This window comes from Streptomyces sp. P9-2B-2, from assembly GCF_030406865.1.
Lineage (GTDB): Bacteria > Actinomycetota > Actinomycetes > Streptomycetales > Streptomycetaceae > Streptomyces > Streptomyces platensis.
Genome location: NZ_CP129126.1, coordinates 5,718,335 through 5,732,882 on the forward strand (window position 1 = coordinate 5,718,335; position 14,548 = coordinate 5,732,882).

Genomic DNA, 14,548 nt, shown 5'->3' on the forward strand with positions numbered 1-14,548 from the left:
GAAAGGCGCCGGGCACGTTCTCATCCTGGCGGGTTGCTTCGACCCGACCTGCGATCTGGTGGTTGAGGAGTTGAACCGGCGCGCCGTGCCCGTCTTCCGGGCCGATATGGCCGAGTTCCCGCTGAGGCTCACGCTTGCCGCGAGCCTCAGCGGGAACCGCTGGCACGGCACGTGGAACAACGACCGTCGCACCCTTGACCTCGCGTCGGTCCGCTCCGTTTACTACCGTCGCCCGACCCGCCCGAAGTTTCCTGAGCAGATGACCGCCGGCCGGCCGGGGGCCTCGCTCGTCACGGGCCCGTGTCACGAGCCCGATCGGTGACCACTGAGAAGAAGCTCAGTGGGCCCTGTAGCGGGTGGCGAGCGCGTGGAACGCTTGCTTCGGTTCCCAGGGCATGTCGGGGTAGGCGCGCTTGTCGGCGGGATAGCCGCTGTGCTCGTCCAGGACTTTGACGATGCCGTAGGAGACGAGGTCCTCATCCGGTCCGGATGTCCGGTGGGGTGTGCTGAAACCGGCGAAGCTGAACCAGAAGACGGAATCGACGCCCTGCTCCTCGAAGACGGTCATGAGATCGTCGAGGTAGCGGACCTGCTCGCCCTCGTCGCGCACCAGGCCGGGTTTGAGGGTGACGCCGTCGGCCTCCCTCGCCATGTACCAGCCGGCGCCGCCGTGCTCTCCCGCTCCCCGGTAGGTGCAGCAGCCGGCCTCCATGATGGCGACGGGCTTGCCGTGGCCGCATTCCTTGCGCAGGTCGGTGCGGTAGGTGGCCGCGTTGCGCAGGCTACGGAAGGCGTCCAGGCCGACGATGTCGAACGGGGCCCAGTCCACGCCGTCCAGAGGGCAGGAGGCGTAGCTCACGCCGCCGCCGAAGAGGGGCCGCACGGCGTCGACGACCTCCCCCAGGAAGGCGTTGACCTTGTCGGGGATGCCCTGGAGCGCGGCTTCGCGGCCGGGGCCCGCCAGGACCGGAATGCGCTCGTTCAGGGTGTCCCCGGGCAGGTAGCCACGGGCGAACACGCTGAGTTCGCAGCCGGTGACGAGGACGACCTCGGCGCCGTCGCGCCGCAGTCGCTCCGCCCGCTCGGCGCAGTCGGTGAACAACGGCAGCATCTCGGCGTTCGACAGCTCGCAGGGAAACGGCGAGAACCAGACCTCCAGGCCCGCCTCCGCCGCGGACCGCGCCGTGGTCTCGATCCGGTCCGGATCGCCCCCGGTGATACGGACAGCGGTGCAGTGCAGATCCTCCGCGATGACGCGCATGTCCCGTTCGGCGTCCCGGGCGTCGAAGACGGGGCGCGACGTGTCGCCGTTGGGAAAGGTGCCGGTGTCGTAATGGATGCCCTTGCCGCGCAACATGACGAATGCCTCCAGTGGGGTGACTGTGTCTGCCGTACGGCGTCATCGTCCAAGTTGCCGCTGCGTCAGCGTCAAGGCCGCACCGCGGCCGGCCTGTCGCCGAGCTGAGGAGCCGACTGAGGCGGTCAACACCCCCTGAGCGCCCCCTGGTTCCCGCCCAATTACCGACAGAACTTCTGGAAACGCGCTGAGCTTCGACGCGTCGAAGACCTCGGGAGGGATCTTGTCCGAAACAGGGGTGCTGGCGAAATGTCCGTAGCGGCTCCGTCCGGCGGAACGTCACCGGTACGCGACTACCTGGAGGCGGTCCTGGACCTGCTGGAGGAACACGCGCTCAACCGCGACCGGATGGACTGGGCGCGGGTACGGCGGGAAGCGGAGGCGCAGATCGCGGACGCGACCGCGACGGAACAGACCTACGGGGTCATCGACGCCGTGATCGACCTGCTGGGGGATCCGCACACCTTCTTCCTCCGCCCTCAGGACGCCGAGGAGACTCACGACCAGGAGGCCGCGCCGGCCGAGCCCGTGCCCACCGGGCGCCTGATCGACGGGGGTTTCGCGCACCTCACCGTCCCGGAGGCCGACGGGGGCACGGAGGCGGAGAGGCGGTACATACGAGAAGGGGCGGCCGCCGTGCGCGACCTGGACCGTCACCACCCGAAGGGCTGGGTCGTGGACCTGCGCGGCAACACCGGCGGCTCATCGGGGACCGGTCCTCAGGACCACTCCCCGCCCTCCCTGGCCACCCCGGCATCTATGCGTGTAGAACGTACCTACCCGTTCGAAAGGAACCGTCCATGGACGCCATCTCCGTCATCCGCACCAAGCGCGACCGCGGTGAGCTGACCCCCGAGCAGATCGACTGGGTCATCGACGCCTACACCCGCGGCGAGGTCGCTCATGAGCAGATGTCGTCGCTGGCGATGGCCATTTTCCTCAACGGTATGAACCGCACGGAGATCGCCCGCTGGACCGCTGCCATGATCGCCTCCGGCGAGCGGATGGACTTCTCCTCCCTGCCGCGGCCCACCGCCGACAAGCACTCCACCGGTGGCGTCGGTGACAAGATCACGCTGCCGCTCGCCCCGCTCGTGGCCGCCTGCGGTGCCGCCGTCCCGCAGCTCTCCGGCCGGGGCCTCGGCCACACCGGCGGCACCCTCGACAAGCTCGAAGCCATCCCCGGCTGGCGCGCGACGCTCTCCAACGACGAGATGCTGAACGTCCTCCGCGACGTCGGCTCCGTCATCTGTGCCGCGGGTGACGGCCTCGCGCCCGCCGACAAGAAGCTCTACGCGCTCCGCGATGTCACCGGCACCGTCGAGTCCATCCCGCTCATCGCGTCCTCGATCATGTCCAAGAAGATCGCCGAGGGCACCGGCTCCCTCGTCCTGGACGTCAAGGTCGGCTCCGGCGCGTTCATGAAGGACCTCGACAACGCCCGCGAACTGGCCTCCACGATGGTCGAGTTGGGTACCGACCACGGCGTGCGGACGGTCGCCCTGCTCACCGACATGGCCACCCCGCTCGGTCTCACCGCAGGCAACGCCCTGGAAGTCCGGGAATCTGTCGAGGTGCTGGCCGGCGGCGGCCCCCAGGACGTCGTCGAGCTGACCCTCGCCCTCGCCCGCGAAATGCTCGACGCGGCCGGGCTCAAGGACGCCGACCCGGCCAAGGCACTGGCCGACGGGTCCGCCATGGACCACTGGCGCCGCATGATCGCGGCCCAGGGCGGCGACCCCGACGCGGCCCTCCCCGTGGCCCGCGAACAGCATGTCGTCACCGCAGCCTCCTCCGGCACACTCACCACCCTCGACGCCTACGCCGTCGGCCTCGCCGCCTGGCGCCTGGGCGCCGGCCGCGCCCGCAGGGAGGACCCGGTCCAGGCCGGCGCGGGTATCGAACTCCACGCCAAGCCCGGCGACACCGTCACCGCCGGCCAGCCCCTGCTGACCCTGCACACCGACACCCCGGAGAAGTTCGCCTACGCCCTGGAGGCCCTCGACGGCGGCGTGCTCATCGGCCCCGAGGACGCGGCCTTCGCCACCACTCCGGTGGTGCTGGAGCGTATTGCCTGACCTGGGGTTTTCCGGCCGGAGGCTGTTGTTGACGGGGCTCGTACGAGTGAACGGGATCTGCGGACAGCCGCGGGTCCCGTTCGGCGTGGTGGAGTCGGCTGTACGTGTCGAAGCCGAGGAGCCCGCAGTGATCGCACTCACCGCCGAGCATTTCCCAGAGGAGGGCCGCGTCTGGGACGCCCTGGTCCGCATCTGGGAGGACACCGAGGCGCCTGAGGGCTGCATGGTGGAGATCGTGGACGGCATCGTCACCGTCGCCCCGCCGCGCGATGTCCGGCAGAACGTGATCGTCGCCGAGCTCAGCCGCGCCCTGTACCAGCAGGCGCTCCCTGAGAACCGAGGCGCCTACCAGAAACTCGCCCTGGCTGTTCCCGCCCGCAAGGGCCTCTACGTCCCCAACCTCGTTGTGGCCCCCGATTCCGTGGTTCGGGGCCCAGGGCGCTTCATCCCTGCCGCGGCTGCCGAACTGGTCGTCGAGATCACCTCAATGACCTCTGCGGTCCACGACCGGCTCCATAAACCCGCCGGATACGCCTCCGCAGGCGTACCGCTCTACCTGCTCATCGACCTCTGGTCGCCCGACGGCCCGACCGCCACTCTCCATGGCGAGCCGGATCACACGCGCTACCGCAACCAGCGCTCCGCACGCCTCGGTGAGCGGCTCCACCTCCCCGAGCCGTTCGACATGACCATCGACACGTCGCTCTTTCGCGTCAGTTGACGACGAAGAGCCCGCCCCACCAGGACAGGTGGAGGGACGGGCCCTTCGGACTGCGGGGCGTGGGCGTTACGCGGCCTTCTCCAGGTGGAGGAGGCGGCGTTCGGCGACGGCCTTGCGGGTGGCGTAGAGGGTGATCGAGGCGGCGCCGAGCATCGCGGCGAGGCCGAGGAGGACGGTGCCCTCCCAGCCGACGGCGTGGAAGGCGGCGGCGCCGAGCGCGCCGCCCAGGCTGCTGCCGACGTAGTACGCGCACTGGTACAGCGCCGAGGCCTGGGCGCGCGCCGTCTTGGCGGTGCGGCTGACCGAGGACGAGGCCACCGCATGGCCCGCGAAGAAACCGGCGGTGATCAGGATCAGGCCCGCCAGCACCGCGCCCACCGAGTCGGAGAGCGTCAGCAGCAGACCCGTCGAGGTCGTACCGACGGCCAGGTACAGGGCGCCCCGGCGGCCCACCCGGGCGACCAGCTTGCCGGCCGCGGCCGAGGAGACCGTACCGACCAGATAGACCACGAAGATCGAACCGACGATGCCCTGCGGGAGGTTGAACGGTTCGGAGACCAGGCGGTAGCCGATGACCGTGTAGACCGCGCCGAAGACCGTCATGAACAGCCCGCCGATGGCGTAGAGACGGCGCAGCAGCGGGTCGGCGAGGTGGCTGCCGAGCGTACGGGCCAGCGCCCGCGGGCCCACCGAACGGGACACGAAGTGCCGGGCCTTGGGCACCAGCAGCCGGAAGGCCACCGCGCACACCACGGCCAGCACACCCACCGCGGCGAGCGCCGCCCGCCAGCCCCACGCCTGGGCGACCCAGCCGGTCACGATCCGGCCGGACATCCCGCCGATGCTGTTGCCCGCCACGAACAGTCCGATGGCCGCCACCAGCGCCTTCGCGCGTACCTCCTCCGCCAGGAACGCCATCGCCGAGGCCGGCAGTCCGGCCAGGGCGACGCCCTGAAGGCCGCGCAGCGCGATCAGCGCACCGAGCGACGGGGCGAACGGCACCAGCATCGCGAGCAGCGCGGCCACCGCGAGGGACCACATCATCAGCGTGCGCCGGCCGAAGCGCTCGGAGACCGCGCTCAGCGGGATCACACCGAGCGCCAGGCCGAAGGTCGCCGCGGACACGGTCCAGCTCGCCTGGTCCGGGCTCACCCCGAGGTCGGCGGAGATCGCGGGCAGCAGCGCCTGCGTGGAGTAGAGGAGGGCGAAGGTCGCCACTCCGGCGGCGAAGAGGGCGAAGCTCATCCGGCGATAGCCGGGGCCGCCCGGCCGCAGCTTGCCCGCTTCGGGGTCGGGCGCGGCGGCGGGAGAGGAGTCAGGGGAGGACTGGGGAGAGGCGGCCGCACGGTCGATGACGGACGCCCCGGTATCAGCGGGAGGCATGTTTCGAAAGTAGGCCTCTGTGTTTCATGCGTCCAATGCATGGAAACGGCATAATCGATGCTGTGGCACATGATCCCAGGTCGCAAGGGCCTCTGTTGCAAGGTCGCAACAGAAAAGACATCGCTGATTCGGGTCGCGCCGGGGCGGACGCGGGCGAGGTGGCCGAGCTGGGCGCCGACTCGTGGGCGGTGACACTCGCCCCGCGGCTCGCCCAATTCACCGCCGTCGCCCGGCACGAGCACGTCACCCGCGCCGCGCAGGAGCTCGGCATGCCGCAGCCGACGCTCAGCCGGGCCATCGTCCGGCTGGAGGAGGACCTCGGCGTCGCCCTCTTCGCCCGGCACGGCCGCACCCTCTCCCTCACTCCGGCCGGCCGCGCCTTTCTCGCCGCCACCGAGCGGGCGTTGACGGACCTGGAGCGGGCGACGGAGTCCGTACGGGCCGATGTCGATCCGGCGGCCGGGAAGGTGGCGTTCGGCTTTCTGCACACCCTCGGACCGGAGACCGTGCCCGGCCTGATCCGCAGCTTCCGCGCCGACCATCCGCGCGTCCGCTTCCAGCTCGTCCAGAACTACGGCGAGGCCATGATCGAGCGGCTGCGGGCCGGCGACCTCGATCTGTGTCTGACCTCGCCGGTGCCCGACTACCCGGACCTGGTCGCCCGCCGGCTCGATGAGCAGAAGCTGCGCCTGGTCGTCCCGGACGATCATCCGCTGGCCGCCCGTAAGCGGATCCGGCTCGCGGAGGCCGCCGGGGAGCTGTTCGTGACCCTCGAACCGGGCTACGGGCTGCGCCGGATCACCGACGCGCTCTGCGCCGAGGCGGGCTTCACGCCGCGGGTCGCGTTCGAGGGGGAGGAGGCCGAGACGCTGCGCGGCCTGGTCGCGGCCGGGCTGGGCGTGGCCCTGCTCCCGCCGCCGCCCGTCCCCCGCCCCGGCGTCGCCGAGCTGACCGTGACGGCACCGCGCGCGGTCCGCGAGATCGGCGTCGCCTGGCTCGACGGCCACCCGGACACCCCACCGGTGGCCGAGTTCAAGAAGTTCCTGCTGAGCCGACGGGGGCGGTTGCTGCCCAGGTGAGGGGCGTGGCCGCCAGTTGCCTCCGCAGACCCGGCGGCGGCCCGACCAGCCCACCGCCGGGTGCCGGGCGACGGGTGCCGGATGCCGGGTGCACCGGCCGGGCTCCCGGCCCTCACTGCCGCAACGACGCCCCGAACCCCGCCGCCAGCGGCATCCGCAGACCCAGTGGCGGCGGCGCGGCCAGCGCGTCCTTCACCGGGCGGGCGTAGCCCCGGGCGAACAGCGAGCCGAGCACGAAGTCCGTTGCCAGGGCCAGGACTTCGGCACGGTGCTGATGCAGCGAGTGGCCGTCGGAGTGCACCTCGAAGCGGCAGATGTCGCGGTTGACCTTCTTGGCGCGCTCGGCGTAGCGGTAGGAGAGATCGGGGTCGGTGCGTTCGTCGTTGGTGCCGTGGACGAGCAGGACCTGGCGGCCGATGAGCTGTTTCACCGGATCGGGGTGCTCGCTGTCCCGGTGCGGGTCGGGCAGCCAAGGGGCGATCGCCAGTACGGAGTTGACGGCCGGATGGCCCGCGGCGTGCAGGGCGGCGCGGGCGCCCATGCCCGTACCGACGAGGCAGACCGGGACATCGCCGTAGCGGCGGACCACCTCCTCCAGCGCCCATTCCGCGTCCCGCGCCGGATGGGCCGCGGCCCCGTTCCAGCCGTGACAGCGATAGCGCACGACATGGGCCGTCAGGCCCTCAGGGCGTCCCGCCTTCGCCAGCCGGACCGCCAGCGGGCGCACCGCCAGCGCCGCCACCGGCGACGGGCGCCGTACCCCGGTCGGTCCGCCGCCGGGCAGTAAAAGCGCGACACCGCTCACCTCCCGGCCGGTGCCCCGCCTGCCGCCCTTCCACCGGAGCGCTTCGCGCGCCCCCTCCTTGCCGGCCGTTCCCAGCGGTTTTCCCAGCCGGGCCTCACGCACCGGAAGTGCTTGCTGAGCCATGAGCAGAACGATGGCAGAAGGAGGCCTGCAGGCCATCCCGCGGACGGGTCACTGTTATGTATCGTTCGATGAGATCTACGCGCGTAGGGGCTAGAGTGCCGAAATGACGAGCGAGACCACCACCCTGCCGACCAGTGAACAGATCCGCCGCGCCCCCAAGGTGCTGCTCCACGATCACCTCGACGGCGGCCTGCGCCCGGCCACCATCGTCGAGCTGGCCCGCGAGAACGGCTACGAGGGACTGCCCGAGACCGACCCGGAGAAGCTCGGGGTCTGGTTCCGCGAGGCGTCGGACTCCGGCTCGCTGGAGCGCTACCTGGAGACCTTCGCCCACACCTGCGCCGTCATGCAGACCCGCGACGCACTGGCCCGGGTGGCCGCCGAATGCGCCGAGGACCTGGCCGCCGACGGTGTGGTCTACGCCGAGGTCAGGTACGCGCCCGAGCAGCACCTGGAGCAGGGCCTGACCCTCGAAGAGGTCGTCGAGGCGGTCAACGAGGGCTTCCGCGAGGGCGAGCGGCGGGCCCGCGAGAAGGGGCACCGCATCCGCGTCGGCGCGCTGCTGACCGCCATGCGGCACGCCGCCCGCGCCCTGGAGATCGCCGAACTCGCCAACCGCTACCGGGACACCGGCGTCGTCGGCTTCGACATCGCGGGCGCCGAAGCCGGCTACCCGCCCACCCGCCACCTCGACGCGTTCGAGTACCTCAAGCGGGAGAACAACCACTTCACCATCCACGCCGGTGAGGCCTTCGGCCTGCCGTCGATCTGGCAGGCCCTCCAGTGGTGCGGCGCCGACCGCCTCGGCCACGGGGTCCGGATCATCGACGACATCGAGGTCGCCGACGACGGCTCGGTCAAGCTCGGCCGGCTCGCCTCGTACGTGCGGGACAAGCGCATCCCGCTGGAGATGTGCCCGACCTCCAACCTCCAGACCGGCGCCGCCCCCTCCTACGCCGAGCACCCCATCGGCCTGCTGCGCCGCCTGCAGTTCCGGCTCACGGTCAACACCGACAACCGGCTGATGAGCCACACCAGCATGTCCGAGGAATTCGATCACCTGGTCAAGACATTTCGATACACGCTCGATGACATGCAGTGGTTTACAGTCAATGCGATGAAATCAGCGTTCATTCCTTTCGATGAACGTCTGGCCATGATCAATGACGTCATCAAGCCCGGTTACGCGGAACTCCGGGCCGAATGGCTGTTCCGTCCGGCGGTCACAACGCCCCCTGCGAACAGCGCTTCTGACCCTGCGTAAGGGCTCAGGCGAGCCTATAGCGCAACGGCCGGTGGAATGTCCACCGGCCGTTTTTTCTTTCGTCGTGGCTGTTTGCGGCGCCGGTTGCCGCCTCAGTAGGTTGATTTGCCGGTCAAGCCCCCATCACGAGGACGTAATTCGATGAAGCAGGGAACCATCAAGACTCTCGGTACCGTCGCGCTCGGTGCCGCTTTTGTCGTCACCGCCGCGGGCGTCGCCAGCGCGGCCCCGTCGGTCGACACCGCCGGGGTGCTGAAGAGCCTGCCGGTGAAGGACGCCACCAAGACCGTCTCCGGGCTCACCAAGGCCAAGCCGGCCGGCAACGACGTCAAGACCAAGCTCAACTCCCAGGGCAACAAGCTGCTGGGCGGCCTGCCGACCAGCGCCGTCACCAAGACCCTCCCCCTGGGTGGCTGATCCCGCCACGCGGCTCGTCCCCTAGGGACACCTTCTGCGCCGTGCCCCGGCCGAACGCCCTCGTGCGTACGGTCGGGGCATCGTCATGTGCCGTCAGGGAACCGGGCGGCGGGGCGCCGGTCCGGGCCCGGGCCGGGCGGACGGTCCGGCGGCCGGCCGGGTCACCAGGCGGCGGCGCCGGTGGCGGCCTTGTCCTCCGAGGGGAGGAGTATCCACAGCGCCAGGTAGATCAGGAACTGCGGGCCGGGCAGCAGACACGACACCACGAACAGCACACGCATCGTCTTCGGCGTCGTTCCGAAGCGACGGGCCAGGCCCGCGCACACTCCGGCGATCATTCGGTTGTTGCTGGGGCGGACCAGTGCGGCGGTCATGACGGCGGCTCCTTTGCGACTCGGTGGGCGTTTGCCCGATGTCTCAAAGGTAGGTCCGGCTGCCGGAGAGGACATCAGCCTGCGGGGCCAGTTCAACCCTGGGGATCCTCGGGGTTACCTCCCCGAGATCCCCGTACCGCCGACGCAGCCGGCGCCGCGCCCCGGGGACGACCGCCAGGTGCGCCAGGGCCACGCCGAGGGAGGCGAGCAGCACCGAATCGATGTCCGGGACCCGGCCGGGCACCCCTGACTGGAGCAGCTCGATGGCCAGCGAGATCATCGCGCCGGCGAACACCGTGCGGGTCAGCGACACCAGCGGCGAAACGTTCAGCCGGCCGGCCGAGAGCGGCAGCAGCACGCCCAGCGGCGCCAGCAGCAGCACCGAGCCGCCCAGATGCTGTACGACCTCCCACGACGGTCCGTGCGCCAGCTCGGCCCGGATCGTCGCCAGCGGTTCGAGATTCGTCGCGGACACCCAGGGCACCGTGCGGGGACGCAACGTCAGCCAGGCGACGATCGACAGATGCGCCACAAGGAGGAGAAGTCCGGTGACGCGCATACGGGGAACGGCGGTGGTGCCGGGGCCATGACGCTGCACACAGGCCAGGACGCGACCGGCGGTGGCCGCGGTTCCGCCCAATTGCGCCCGCCTTGCTCCGCCGGGTCAGTCCTCTTCCGCCAACGGGTCGCCCCACCCGGCGTTCTCCGCTATGTCGGGATTGGCCAGCACATCCGCCGAGCAGTCGTAGCGGTGCGCGGTGGCGTCGCCCGGTCCGCCGAGCACCGCCGCGTGCTGCTTGCCCAGCGCCGGGCTCGCGCCGTAGGTGCACACCAGCTGCGCCAGCGCGAACGACGGCAGATCCTCCGGCCGGATGCTCAGCCGCAGGGTGTCCGCGGCATCGCCCGCGCGCGGCGCCGTGACCTTCAGGTCCTGGGGGAGCGCGGTGCTGAAGCCGGCCCGGTCCTCGTCGGCCGACGGCCGCCGCTGGAGCTCCTTCAACAGCGCACGGGCGGCCGGCAGCCGCGGATCGGTGTCCGCCGAGCCCTTGGGCAGCGACACCGCCCGCTCCACCTGGGCCAGCGCCGAACCGCACACCAGATAGACGGTGGCCTGGGACCTGCCGGGCGGGTTCGGGGCCGGCTCGCTCGCCGGGGCCTTGCAGCTCACCCGCGAGGGCGCGCCACCCGCGTCGACCGGCACCGACGTGCCCCGGATGCCGCAGCCCGCGGCGGCGAGCGCGAGCGCCGCCACGGCGGCGGTGCGCCGCCCCGTCCGCCTGATCGGCGTCATCGCCCGTCCTCCGTGCCCTCGTCGGCCGCGCGGGCCGTGCCGCGGTCCCTGCGGTCGCCGTCCGTCAGCGGTGTGGCGTCCATCGGCAGCCGCAGGGTGAAGACCGCGCCGCCCTCGGGGAGGTTGGCCGCGGTGATCTCCCCGCCGTGGATATGTGCGTTCTCCAGCGCGATCGACAGGCCCAGACCGCTGCCCTCCGACCGTGGCCGGGAGGCGCTCGCCTTGTAGAAGCGGTCGAAGACATGCGGAAGGACTTCTTCCGGGATGCCGGGGCCGTGATCCCGTACGCGGATCACCAGCTCGCCGCCCCCGGGCCCCGCGTCCGGCTCCTCCCCGGACCGCTCCGGAACCTCCTGCTCCGTACCGGCTTCCGGGCCGCCGGACGGGTGGGGCGCGGCCGGGCCGCCGGTGACCGCCGTGCTGCCCGTCTTGCCGCCCGCACCGTCCCCCGGCACCTCCTCGGTGTGCACCGAGACCCGCACCGGCGAGCCGCCGTGCTTGAGGGCGTTGCCGATCAGATTCGCCAGGATCACATCGAGCCGCCGCGGGTCCAGACGGGCCACGATGCCGCGGTCCGCGTCCAGCTCGACCGCGTCCAGCCAGGCCCTGGCGTCCACACAGGCGGTCACCTGGTCCGCGACATCGACGTCGTCCAGCACCAGCCGGGCCGTCCCCGCGTCGAAGCGGGTGACCTCCATCAGGTTCTCCACGAGGTCGTTCAGCCGCCGGGTCTCGCTGACCACCAGCTGCACGGCCGGCGCGATCATCGGGTCGAGGGAGTCCGCCTCCTCCTCCAGCACCTCGGAGACCGCGGTGATCGCGGTCAGCGGCGTCCGCAGCTCGTGCGACATATCGGCGACGAACCGCCGGGACGCCGCCTCGCGCCCGCTCAGCTCCTCGACCCGGTGCTCCAGACGCTCCGCCGTACGGTTGAACGTCCGGGACAGATCGGCCAGTTCGTCCGTGCCGGTCACCCGCAGCCGGGTGTCCAGCCGACCCTCGCCCAGCTGCCGCGCGGCATGCCCCAGCCGCTGTACGGGCCGCAGCACGGTCGTCGCCGCGGCCTGCGCCAGCAGCGCCGAGCCGACCAGCGCGAGCGCGGTCGCGATCCCCAGCGACCAGGCCAGCGAGTTGAGGTCCTGCCGCTCGGTGGCCAGCGACTTGATCATGTAGCCGGTGGGCCCGCCGCCGATCACCTTCGCCCCGGCGACGAGGTAGGGGGCGTCCCCGACCTCCTTGCGCTGCCAGTACAGGTGGTGCGCGTAGCGGTTGGACTCGTCGACCGGGCGCACCTCGTCGACCGCGGTACGCAGTGACAGGGGCACGCTGTCGAGCGTCAGCAGATTCTTGTTCGTGGTGGCCGCGCAGGCCTTGCCCTCGCGGTCGGCCCCGATCAGCAGCACCGCGTAGTCCTGCGGCCCGGCCGCCATCTGCCGTGCCGCGTCCTGGAGTTCGGCACACCGCGGCCGCAGCGGCAGCGACCGCGTACTGTCCTCCAGCGACTTGCGGAAGTCGTTGAGGACGGCGTTCTGGGTGCGCTCCAGAACGGTGTTGCGGTTGAGCCAGTACGCGATGCCCGACGCCGAGACCGCCGCGGTCAGCGCCACCAGCCCGAAGACCACGACCAGCCGCAGCCGCAGACTGGTCCAGCGCAGCAGCCCCGAGGCCCGGCGCAGCCCCCGCAGCACCCGCTGCATCCCTTGTCCCGCCGCGGGCCCGGACGCGTCCCCGGCTCCGGCGTCCGCGCTGTCGCCCGTCGTATCGCCCGCGGAACGTTCCCTCACTGCGGCGAATCCAGCCGGTAGCCGACGCCGCGGACCGTACGGATCAGGGTCGGCGAGGACGGCACGTCCTCCACCTTCGCCCGCAGCCGCTGCACACACGCGTCCACCAGGCGCGAGTCGCCCAGGTAGTCGTGCTCCCACACCAGCCGCAGCAGTTGCTGGCGGGACAGCGCCTGGCCGGGACGGCGGCTCAGCTCCAGCAGCAACCGCAGTTCGGTCGGCGTCAGTTGCAGATCCTCGCCGTTCTTGGTGACCGTCATCGCCGACCGGTCGATCACCAGCGAGCCGAACGTCGCCGAATCACTGGACTCCCGCTCGCCGCGGCGCAGCACGGCCCGGATCCGGGCGTCCAGCACCCGCCCCTGGACCGGTTTGACGACATAGTCGTCGGCGCCGGACTCCAGCCCCACCACGACGTCGATGTCGTCGTTACGCGCGGTGAGCAGGATGATGGGCAGCTGGTCCGTACGCCTGATCCGCCGGCACACCTCGAAGCCGTCGATGCCCGGCAGCATCACATCCAGCACGATCAGGTCCGGGCGCTGCTCACGCAGCAGCTTCAGGCCGTCCTCGCCCGTCGCCGCGGTCACCACACGGTGACCCTGGCGCGACAGCGAGAGTTCGAGGGCCGTGCGGATGGCGTCGTCGTCCTCGATCAGCAACAGGAAAGGCACTCAGCCATTCTGGCCCATGGGACGCCGGGACATCGACAAGTGGCGCTCTCGTACACAAGGCCCACCGCGTGAGGCCCCCGCGACGCGCCGCCCAGACGCCTGTGACAGGCCTGTGACAGTCGACGGACAACGCGATGAAACTGGCTTGGCAGTCTTTTGGTCACCGGGAGAGATCAACAACCCGGAACACACCGAACGAGCTGGCTCTACGACGGGGGGCGCGAGATGAACACACTGCACGGCAGCACTTCCAGCGCAGTTATCACGCGACTCCACGATGTCGTCCGGTCCGGCGAGAAGTCCGGTGCCGTACGGGGCTGCACCCGCAGCACCGGGCGTCAGCGGCCGCCCTTCATGGTGGCCATCGACGCGATGACGGTGGAAATCGACCCGGGGCACGGGGGCAAGGCCGCCCACAGGGGAGAAAACGGGGGAACCACCGGGGGAGCGGAGTACGGGGAGGCCACGGGGGAACGGCGTTCCGCGTCGGAGGCGGCCGAGGCCGAAGCGGCCTTCACCGCCTACGTCCAGGAGCGCCGCGCCTCCCTGTACGCCACCGCCTACCACCTGACCGGCGACCGCTACGAGGCCGAGGACCTGCTCCAGAGCGCGCTGTTCTCGACCTTCCGGGCGTGGGACCGGATCAGTGACAAGGCGGCGCTCGGCGGCTATCTGCGCCGCACCATGACCAATCTGCACATCAGCGCCTGGCGCCGGCGCAAGCTCAACGAGTACCCGACCGAGGAACTGCCGGAGACGGCGGCCGACGCGGACGCGATGCGCGGCACCGAACTCCGCGCCGTGCTGTGGCAGGCACTGGTCCGGCTGCCCGAGACGCAGCGCACGATGCTGGTGCTGCGCTACTACGAGGGCCGTACGGACCCGGAGATCGCGGACATTCTCAACATCAGTGTCGGCACGGTGAAGTCGAGCATCTGGCGCGCCCTGCGCCGGCTGCGTGAGGACGAGGTCCTCAGCTTCGGCCGTGACGAGGAGGAGTCCTTCGGCGAGCTGGTGGCCTGAGGACCGGGGGAAGCCCGGGGGGCAGGGGGAACGCCCGAGGGGGGAAACGGGGATACGGGGGAACCGGCCGAAGCGGAGTGATCCACGGCGGCCGGGCGTATCGGGGGATACGGGGGAAGCACGGGGAGCAGGGGGAAGAAAAGGCGGGTTCGGACGGCCGGGGGGTCTGTCCGAG

The 14,548-nt window shown here is 71.1% G+C and carries 16 protein-coding genes; 8 read left to right on the forward strand and 8 right to left on the reverse strand.

The genetic code is table 11. The annotated features are described in order from the left end of the window. The first annotated feature begins 25 nt into the window (after positions 1-25). Positions 26-322: an MvdC/MvdD family ATP grasp protein gene (locus QT196_RS39405; protein WP_356948503.1), complete on the forward strand. Its 297-nt coding sequence runs from the start codon at positions 26-28 to the stop codon at positions 320-322. Positions 323-337: 15 nt separating this feature from the next. On the opposite strand, the gene QT196_RS25215 is transcribed toward QT196_RS39405, so the two are convergent. Then, complete coding sequence (locus QT196_RS25215; protein ID WP_290355751.1) at positions 338-1,357, reverse strand: hypothetical protein; 1,020 nt, start codon at positions 1,355-1,357, stop codon at positions 338-340. A 249-nt stretch (positions 1,358-1,606) separates the two neighbouring features. On the opposite strand from QT196_RS25215, the gene QT196_RS25220 reads away from it, so the two are divergent. The 3 genes from QT196_RS25220 to QT196_RS25230 all read left to right on the forward strand — a co-directional run bounded on the left by QT196_RS25220 (position 1,607) and on the right by QT196_RS25230 (position 4,156). After that, complete coding sequence (locus tag QT196_RS25220; protein ID WP_290355752.1) at positions 1,607-2,206, forward strand: hypothetical protein; 600 nt, start codon at positions 1,607-1,609, stop codon at positions 2,204-2,206. After that, positions 2,158-3,435 (forward strand): thymidine phosphorylase, encoded by a 1,278-nt coding sequence (locus QT196_RS25225; protein WP_290355753.1) that lies wholly within the window; start codon positions 2,158-2,160, stop codon positions 3,433-3,435. The genes QT196_RS25220 and QT196_RS25225 overlap by 49 nt, the downstream gene beginning before the upstream one ends. Before the next feature lie 127 nt (positions 3,436-3,562). Then, positions 3,563-4,156 (forward strand): Uma2 family endonuclease, encoded by a 594-nt coding sequence (locus QT196_RS25230; RefSeq protein WP_266733889.1) that lies wholly within the window; start codon positions 3,563-3,565, stop codon positions 4,154-4,156. Positions 4,157-4,222: 66 nt separating this feature from the next. Here the strand turns inward: QT196_RS25230 and QT196_RS25235 are convergent, their stop codons facing one another. After that, a complete protein-coding gene (locus QT196_RS25235) occupies positions 4,223-5,539 on the reverse strand; it encodes an MFS transporter (protein WP_168481099.1) in 1,317 nt (438 codons plus the stop codon). A gap of 95 nt (positions 5,540-5,634) precedes the next feature. On the opposite strand from QT196_RS25235, the gene QT196_RS25240 reads away from it, so the two are divergent. Then, positions 5,635-6,618, forward strand: a complete 984-nt coding sequence (locus QT196_RS25240) for a LysR family transcriptional regulator (RefSeq protein ID WP_290355754.1) — start codon at positions 5,635-5,637, stop codon at positions 6,616-6,618. A 112-nt stretch (positions 6,619-6,730) separates the two neighbouring features. Here the strand turns inward: QT196_RS25240 and QT196_RS25245 are convergent, their stop codons facing one another. Next, positions 6,731-7,546 (reverse strand): alpha/beta hydrolase, encoded by an 816-nt coding sequence (locus QT196_RS25245; RefSeq protein WP_290355755.1) that lies wholly within the window; start codon positions 7,544-7,546, stop codon positions 6,731-6,733. Between the two features lie 103 nt (positions 7,547-7,649). Between QT196_RS25245 and QT196_RS25250 the strand changes: the two genes are divergently transcribed. Together QT196_RS25250 and QT196_RS25255 are read left to right on the forward strand one after the other, a co-directional pair. Then, on the forward strand, positions 7,650-8,810 hold the full coding sequence (locus QT196_RS25250; protein WP_168481101.1) for an adenosine deaminase: 1,161 nt from the start codon (positions 7,650-7,652) through the stop codon (positions 8,808-8,810). 141 nt (positions 8,811-8,951) lie between these two features. Continuing rightward, the gene (locus QT196_RS25255) at positions 8,952-9,227 is read left to right on the forward strand and encodes a hypothetical protein (RefSeq protein WP_168481102.1); all 276 of its coding nucleotides are present in this window, start codon (positions 8,952-8,954) and stop codon (positions 9,225-9,227) included. Between the two features lie 161 nt (positions 9,228-9,388). On the opposite strand, the gene QT196_RS25260 is transcribed toward QT196_RS25255, so the two are convergent. From QT196_RS25260 to afsQ1, 5 genes are all read right to left on the reverse strand, one after another. Beyond that, the gene (locus QT196_RS25260) at positions 9,389-9,601 is read right to left on the reverse strand and encodes a PspC domain-containing protein (protein WP_290355756.1); all 213 of its coding nucleotides are present in this window, start codon (positions 9,599-9,601) and stop codon (positions 9,389-9,391) included. Between the two features lie 43 nt (positions 9,602-9,644). Next, the gene (locus QT196_RS25265; RefSeq protein ID WP_229894021.1) at positions 9,645-10,199 is read right to left on the reverse strand and encodes a VanZ family protein; all 555 of its coding nucleotides are present in this window, start codon (positions 10,197-10,199) and stop codon (positions 9,645-9,647) included. A 66-nt stretch (positions 10,200-10,265) separates the two neighbouring features. Continuing rightward, the gene (locus tag QT196_RS25270) at positions 10,266-10,892 is read right to left on the reverse strand and encodes a hypothetical protein (protein ID WP_248001300.1); all 627 of its coding nucleotides are present in this window, start codon (positions 10,890-10,892) and stop codon (positions 10,266-10,268) included. Further along, a complete protein-coding gene (locus QT196_RS25275; RefSeq protein WP_290355757.1) occupies positions 10,889-12,676 on the reverse strand; it encodes a HAMP domain-containing sensor histidine kinase in 1,788 nt (595 codons plus the stop codon). The genes QT196_RS25270 and QT196_RS25275 overlap by 4 nt, the downstream gene beginning before the upstream one ends. Further along, positions 12,673-13,350, reverse strand: a complete 678-nt coding sequence (gene afsQ1 / locus QT196_RS25280; RefSeq protein WP_026169550.1) for a two-component system response regulator AfsQ1 — start codon at positions 13,348-13,350, stop codon at positions 12,673-12,675. The genes QT196_RS25275 and afsQ1 overlap by 4 nt, the downstream gene beginning before the upstream one ends. Before the next feature lie 225 nt (positions 13,351-13,575). Here afsQ1 and QT196_RS25285 point away from each other — a divergent pair, with 225 nt between their 5' ends. Continuing rightward, positions 13,576-14,373 carry a SigE family RNA polymerase sigma factor gene (locus tag QT196_RS25285; RefSeq protein ID WP_168481105.1) on the forward strand — a complete coding sequence of 266 codons (798 nt, stop codon included), beginning with the start codon at positions 13,576-13,578 and terminating at the stop codon, positions 14,371-14,373. Positions 14,374-14,548 lie beyond the last annotated feature (175 nt).